6 protein-coding genes are annotated in these 6895 nt (G+C 54.3%); 2 read left to right on the top strand and 4 right to left on the bottom strand.

The annotated features are described in order from the left end of the window. Window positions 1-889: 889 nt before the first annotated feature. The 4 genes from RDM26_RS04460 to RDM26_RS04445 all read right to left on the bottom strand — a co-directional run bounded on the left by RDM26_RS04460 (window position 890) and on the right by RDM26_RS04445 (window position 4495). Window positions 890-1900, bottom strand: coding sequence for a Gfo/Idh/MocA family oxidoreductase (locus tag RDM26_RS04460; RefSeq protein ID WP_307737817.1), 1011 nt, complete (start codon window positions 1898-1900; stop codon window positions 890-892). Between the two features lie 132 nt (window positions 1901-2032). Next, window positions 2033-2968 carry a TIM barrel protein gene (locus tag RDM26_RS04455; protein WP_307737816.1) on the bottom strand — a complete coding sequence of 312 codons (936 nt, stop codon included), beginning with the start codon at window positions 2966-2968 and terminating at the stop codon, window positions 2033-2035. 408 nt (window positions 2969-3376) lie between these two features. Next, window positions 3377-3814: a DUF2304 family protein gene (locus RDM26_RS04450; protein WP_307737815.1), complete on the bottom strand. Its 438-nt coding sequence runs from the start codon at window positions 3812-3814 to the stop codon at window positions 3377-3379. 6 nt (window positions 3815-3820) lie between these two features. Beyond that, complete coding sequence (locus RDM26_RS04445) at window positions 3821-4495, bottom strand: glycosyltransferase (protein ID WP_307737814.1); 675 nt, start codon at window positions 4493-4495, stop codon at window positions 3821-3823. Window positions 4496-4676: 181 nt separating this feature from the next. Between RDM26_RS04445 and RDM26_RS04440 the strand changes: the two genes are divergently transcribed. Together RDM26_RS04440 and RDM26_RS04435 are read left to right on the top strand one after the other, a co-directional pair. Then, window positions 4677-5783, top strand: a complete 1107-nt coding sequence (locus RDM26_RS04440) for an aminotransferase class I/II-fold pyridoxal phosphate-dependent enzyme (protein ID WP_307737813.1) — start codon at window positions 4677-4679, stop codon at window positions 5781-5783. A 3-nt stretch (window positions 5784-5786) separates the two neighbouring features. Next, window positions 5787-6752 carry a Gfo/Idh/MocA family oxidoreductase gene (locus RDM26_RS04435; protein ID WP_307737812.1) on the top strand — a complete coding sequence of 322 codons (966 nt, stop codon included), beginning with the start codon at window positions 5787-5789 and terminating at the stop codon, window positions 6750-6752. Window positions 6753-6895 lie beyond the last annotated feature (143 nt).

Here is a 6895-nt window from a genome sequence, read left to right as displayed (position 1 = left end):
TTTCAAGCAGAAGACGGCATACGAACGCGGAGATTCCGGCATGACCCGCATACCTATCCATAGGCAGATGGCGGGAATAGTAGCGATTACCAACATCCAACGCCAAGCGTTACCGTTACCTCCAGAGAGCACCATAGTCTCGCGGACGGTATCAGAGAGTCCGGACAGACAATCCCAAGTGTAGGTGCCACCGGCCTGCACGGCCTTACCGGCATCCGGGGAGCCGCCAGGGCAAACAGCGCCTGCGCTAATAACTTTCACGGTTGCTTCGGGTGCGTTATGCGCCTGCGAGAGGGCGGCGTTACAAATATAGGCAACTAGCTGCCCAAACACGATCATGAACTGGTCTACTGCTACCAGCGGACCGCGGATTCGTTTCGGAGCAGTTTCCGCTAGATAGAGCGGAACCGAGGAGGACGCGCCGCCTACTGCCCAACCAAGAATGAAGCGGAAGGGGTAAATCACCCATACGTTGGGGCTAAAAGTACAGCCCAAGGTACCAACCAGGAAGATGACCGCCAAGACCATAATGTTGGTGCGGCGCCCAATCCGGTCAGTGAGCCACCCGCCGATTAAGGCACCGAAGGCTGCGCCGATGGCGAGCATGGCGTTGACCCAACCCTCGTGCAGGGCATCTAGCCCCAGCCCTCCGGCCACATTGTCCATATACATATAGGGCAAAGCGCCAGCGATTACTCCGGTGTCATACCCAAATAGCAGCGACCCGAAAGTGGCGGTAGCAGCCAAAATTATGGTGCCGCGATGCGGCCCCGACATGGGGGTCATGGCCACCATCTCTTTAACTTTTGCGGGAGAGGGCGGGGTTGCCAGCTTCTCCTTATAAGCATCATTGCTCATATTATGTTTTCTCCTTTAACGGCGATCAAGGTTATTTGTAGAACTCGGGCTGTTCAATTAACTCCACGGAGACCAGCTTGGACTCGCGTGATTCTAAGGACTCCAGGGCGGCATCCACTACGCAAGTGGCCGCGTATCCGTCCCAAGAGCTGGAGCCGGTGTGGCGATCCTCGCTGGCGGCATTAATCCACTGCTGCACCTCGCGGTTGAAGGCATCATGAAAACGATCGATATGGGACTGGCAGATGGCGTTGGCACGTTCTCGGCTAGAGCGCACATACACTTTTTCTTGATCCCCCAGGTAGGCGGTACCCTGCTCCATTACCGCTTCGCACTGAATGTCGTAGCCGTAGCCGATGTTGACGTTTACTTCGTCGTCAATCCGGATCCCGGATTCGGTGTACATGACCACTACGATCGGGTCGGTCAGGTGCTCAAACTTGTAGCTGGTGGAGCGGGGAATATCTACCCGCACGTTCACGATTTCTTCACCGGTTAGCCAGCGGCAAGTATCGATTTCGTGAATGGCGGTGTCATCAATCGCCATGGAAGACAGGTAGTTTTCCGGAACGGTGGGGTTGCGGTGGCGGCAGTGCACCATGGTGGTTTCGCCCAGCTCTTTGGAGTCCATCTTGGCTTTTAAGATGCCATAAGACTGGTCGAAGCGACGCATGAACCCCACGGTTACCAGTTTCTTCCCAGCTTTTTGTTCGGCCTCCATAATTTCGCGGCAGTCTTCTGCCGTGGTTGCCAGCGGCTTTTCGCAAAGCACGTATTTTCCGGCCTCAATCGCCCGGATTACATCGGGCTTGTGTACCCGACCGAAGGTGGCGATCAGGACGGCATCTACGTTGGGATCCGCGATTAGTTCTTCGCCGGAGCCGTAGGCTTTGCCGCCAACTTTTTCCGCTACTTCTTTCGCGGCATCTAGGTTTAGATCGGCGACTGCCACAATTTTGCCGCCGGTCAGTTCGTTTTCGATCCGTTCCACGTGAGCACGTCCCATGCCCCCCGCACCGATCAAGCCAATATTTAATGTCATTTTTCTCCCCTATGAGTGATTTGCCTGGTGGCTTCAGTGCGCCCAGGCGCGGCTTCACAGCCGTTGAATGGAGATGCCGGCGGGAGCGGAATACTCACTCCGCTCCCGCGGCATCAGGTAAGTGGTGGATAGTTACTTCAGACCTAGTCCGCAGCTGGCCAGGTATTCGCGCATGTTGATGGCGTTCTGCTTCGGGAATGAGGGCTCGCACGGGTAGCAGTCCTGCTCGCAAATACAGTAGATTTCGCGATCTAGTTCCGCGAGCGCGTCCACGAACTCATGCATTTCCGGCAGCCCGGCAGGAGGGCATACCGATGCGCCCTTAGCCACGGCCTCGCCGAAGGGCCAGTCCTTTTCGTGTGCCTCTTTGGTGATGGCTTCATCGAAAGCTTTGATGTGTACGTAGGTGATCCGCTCCGGGTATTTCTTGATCAGTTCTACCGGGTCGCCGCCGCCGTAAACCACGTGGCCGGAATCGAGGCAGAGGTTTACGTACTTGGGGTCAGTAGCGTCAAAAATACGCGCGATTTCCTCGGGGGTTTCGATATGGGAATCGCCGTGGGGGTGCAGCACCATCTGCAAGCCGTATTCATCCAACAGCATTTGCCCGAGGGCGTTGGCGTGCTCTACATAGAGCTTCCAGGCATCATCGGACAGGACGCGGTCATCTGTCCATTCCCAGGTCTTGTCGTCGCGGTACAGCGGAGGCAGGTGCACGATGTATTCGGCGCCGACTGCCGCGTGAGTTTCGGCGATGGCGCGGAAGGTCTTCAAAGTTTCCGGCCAGGCTTCGGCCTTGTGGAGAATCCCCCAGCCAGTGCCGGCGACTACCTTCATTCCGAATTCATCGCACCATTTTTGTAGTTCTTTGGGATCGGTAGGGAAATAGCCGAATGGCCCGGTTTCGATAATTTCGAAGCCGGCTTCTGCCATTTCTTCCCAAGCTTGCCGGGGATCCATTTGCTTTTCGTCCTCGGGGAACCATACGCCCCACTGGTCGGGGCAGACCCCGATGGACAATTTGGAATATTTGGGATCGTTGGTATTTATTGCTTTGCTCTGCGCCATCGCAGTGTCCTTTCCTCCGCCTTACCAGCTGCTCCGCCGGCGTATTTGGTTGCAGGATCGCCGATAATGCTACCGGTTTCCTGCTATCTACTCATTTACCAAAAACCTTACCGAATCGGTTCGGTATTGCCACGATAGCCGACAAAATCGTTTCGGTCAAGAGGTTTCGGAAAATTGTTACAACAATTATTTGAGCAGGTGAACTAACATTAGTACGCCTTTGTAAGCTTCCGCAGGTAATAGGGGGTGAATTAGAGCCTCTAGAGGGGTGACTCACCTGCATATAGGAGAAAGTTACATTCAGAGGGGCAGATCTATTCCTTCGTCGGATTCTTCGAAAGGGCTTTACCCAAAATCAACGATTGAGATTTAAATGTGGGCGTTATCCGTTTCTCTTAAATGTTTAGGTTAATTAGATTCACCGCTAGCAGGGTTAACGCTAGTAGTACTAGTAGTAAAGGTTATGTTTTCTGCGGAGGTATCGGTTTCCTCGGGAGAAACTCGTTTCTCGTCCTCACCGAGGACAGTATGGGTGATTGCTACTTCCCGGGCAAGTTTTGTAAGGCGTCGCTCCGCTGCGTTGCGCTGCTTGGCCTGCATCAACATATTGTAGAGAACCACTACCACCAGTACATACAGCAGCAGGTCAGCACCGCGCCCAACTCCCACGAAGCGCGCAGCCGTGGTGGTGATCCCGGGGAAAATCACCACCACTACCGCAGAAATCGCGAAAGCCAATATCCCCAGACGACGCCAGGCTGTCTGTTTTGCCCCCAGGTTCGCTTTGAACATATATAGGGAAAGGATTAACACCAAAACAATCAGCAGGATTTTTATCAGCATCATTAGCCCCTATTTGATCAGCAATTCGGTGAGGATATTTATGGAGTTAAGCAAGGATTGTCCCTTAGCTTTGGAGTACTCGGTGTAGCGGATATATACGCTGTGTTCTGCCCACGGAAGCCCGGTTTTGGCTAGTTGCGCCACTATTTCAGAGGCGTGTGCCATCCGGTTTTGCAGTAAGTAAACCTGTTCAAAAGCATCCCGGCGTAGTACCCGCAAACCGTTATGAGCATCGGTGAGTTTCATTCCGGTGCGGCGGGCGGTAACCAACGCCGCAGTTTTTAGCACCAGGCGCTTCATCCAACCGACCTGGGTTTGGGAAGATAAAAACCTCGACCCGAAAACTATCGCCAAGTTTTCTTTTTCGGCTTGCTCCACCATAGCCAGGCCGTCCTCTACCCGGTGTTGCCCATCGGCGTCAAAGGTGAGCAGGTATTTCGCCGGAGTGAATCCCCGCACGTATTCGATCCCCGTTTGCAGTCCCGCACCTTGCCCCAGATTCACGGGGTGGCGGATAACCGTGGCACCGGCAGCCGCCGCGACCGCGGCCGATCTGTCCCGGGAGCCATCATCTATGCAGACCACATGGGGAAAGGTGGGGAGCAGATCTTTAACTACTTGCCCAATCACCTGGTCTTCGTTATATACGGGTATGATGACCCAGGTGTCATCTCTAGCTGCCATAGTCTGCTATTACCTTTTCCGCGCGAATTATTTTCTTTTCCTAGAATAACAAGCAATCAGGACTTTTCTTATAGGCGCCAGGTACTCTCGCACTTATAATAGTGATGAAATAGGGAAGCTGATTGAAGATCATCAGACTTGAAACGCTATCCCACACCAGACCCAGGAGGTTACTTAACTAATGACTGCAGAGTTTATTCCCGCCGCAAAACCCATTATTGGCGATAAAGAACGCGCCGCGGTAGACGCGGTTCTAAAATCCGGCATGGTCGCGCAAGGCCCGCGGGTTGCAGAATTCGAAGAAAAGTTCACTGCTCAGATGGCTAGCGGCGATGGTCAGCAGTCAGTAATGGTTAACTCGGGCACTTCCGCTTTGCATGTAGGGCAGCTGGCTGCCGGGATTAAACCTGGCGACGAAGTAATCGTTCCCTCCTTTACTTTCGCGGCCACCGGTAACTCAGTAGCGATTATCGGCGCCACCCCGGTTTTTGCCGATATTGAGGATGATTATTTCTGCCTGGATCCCGAGTCGATTGAAGCCTCCATTACCCCGAAGACCCGCGCTATCCTGCCGGTTCACCTTTACGGACACCCGGCAAACATGACCGCCATTATGGATATTGCTAAGCGGCACGACCTGCTAGTATTCGAGGACGCCTGCCAAGCTCACGGCGCTACCTGGAATAGCCAGCAGGTTGGCACTTTCGGGGCTTTCGGGGCTTTCAGCTTCTACCCCACCAAGAATATGACCGCCGGAGAGGGCGGGGCAATCACCACCGGGGACGGCGAACTAGCACGTGAAGCCCGAATGATTCGTAACCAGGGCATGGAAAAGCGCTATGCGAACGAGCTAGTGGGGCTGAACAACCGGATGACCGATATTAACGCCGCTATCGGCCTGGCACAGCTGTCTCAGGTGTCCGACTGGATGGAAAAGCGCCGGGCGAACGCGAAGTTCTTAAACGAGAATCTACAGGGAGTCACGGTTCCCCCAGTAGCCCCAGAGGCTGAGCACGTGTATCACCAGTACACTATCCGGGTTAGCGAAGACCGTGATGGTTTTGCGGCTGCTCTTAAAGATGAGTACCAGGTTGGTTCCGGCGTGTACTACCCGATTCCTAACCACCGCCTGCCGTCTCTGGCTCCCTACGCCAAGGGTTTGGAACTGCCCCACACCGAAAAGGCTGCGAAAGAATGCCTATCGCTACCGGTTCACCCCTCCCTCTCGCAAGGCGATTTGGAGCGGATTGTGGAAGCGGTCAACAAACTAGCCAAGGCGGGTGCATAAGATATGGCGAACCTGCGTTACGGAATTATCGGTATCGGCTCGATGGGTCGGCACCACGTACGTAATATCCGCGAACTGCCGGGTGTTGACCTGGTAGCGATGGCAGATCCCGCTGGAGACAAGTTTGGGGTTTCCAAAGGGATGGAAGTCCTCCCCGATATCGACGCCTTGATTGCGCAAGATTTAGACGCTTGCGTAGTGGCTGTTCCGACCGTTTTCCACGAAGAAACCGCGTTGAAACTGGCCGAGGCCGGGGTACATACCCTGGTAGAAAAGCCGCTTTCTACTGATGCGGAATCCGGGGAACGGATTGTGAAAGCGTTCGCGGAGGCCTCTTTGGTCGGTGCCGTGGGGTACGTGGAACGCTGCAACCCCGCCCTCCTGGAAATGAAGAAACGGATCTCTGCGGGACAATTGGGTGAGGTTTATCAGATTTCTACCCGCCGCCAGTCTCCATTCCCGGCTCGGATTTCGGACGTGGGGGTAGTCAAAGATTTAGCTACCCACGATGTGGATTTAACTGCTTGGGTAGCCGGCTCAAACTATGCGTCAGTGTCGGCGGTAACCGCTTACCGGTCTGGCCGCGAAAATGAGGACATGGTCAATGTGGTTGGCAAACTGGAAAACGGGGTGCTGGTAAACAACCTGGTGAACTGGCTTTGTCCTTTCAAAGATCGCAAGACCATTGTGATTGGCGAAAAGGGCGCCCTGGTAGCTGACACTATGATGGGTGACCTTACCTTCTACCGGAACGGGTCAATTCCGGTGGAGTGGACCCAGGTCGCTAACTTCCGGGGAGTCTCCGAAGGCGAGGTAACCCGCTACGAGCTGACCAAACGGGAGCCGCTGCGGGTAGAACATGAACACTTCCGGGACGCTATTTTAGGCAAAGGCAGTGAGCATGTTTCTATGTCGGAGGCGCTGCAAGCCTTGAAAGTGGTAGAAGAAATTCTAGAATCTGCTAAGTAACACCTAGCGTTCTGTAATGCCGGTGGGGTAGGAAGAATATTACTACCCCACCGGTTTTTGGAATTAGACACTATCAACCGCGATTGATAGTTATCGGCAACTCTATTTAGCCCTATCCACTATGACCAGGCGGCCTCCTACGG

It is taken from the genome of uncultured Varibaculum sp. (genome assembly GCF_902489465.1).
In the GTDB taxonomy this organism is placed as follows: domain Bacteria; phylum Actinomycetota; class Actinomycetes; order Actinomycetales; family Actinomycetaceae; genus Varibaculum.
The sequence above is the reverse complement of the archived record's forward strand: the minus strand, read 5'-3'. Positions and strand labels throughout refer to the sequence as shown.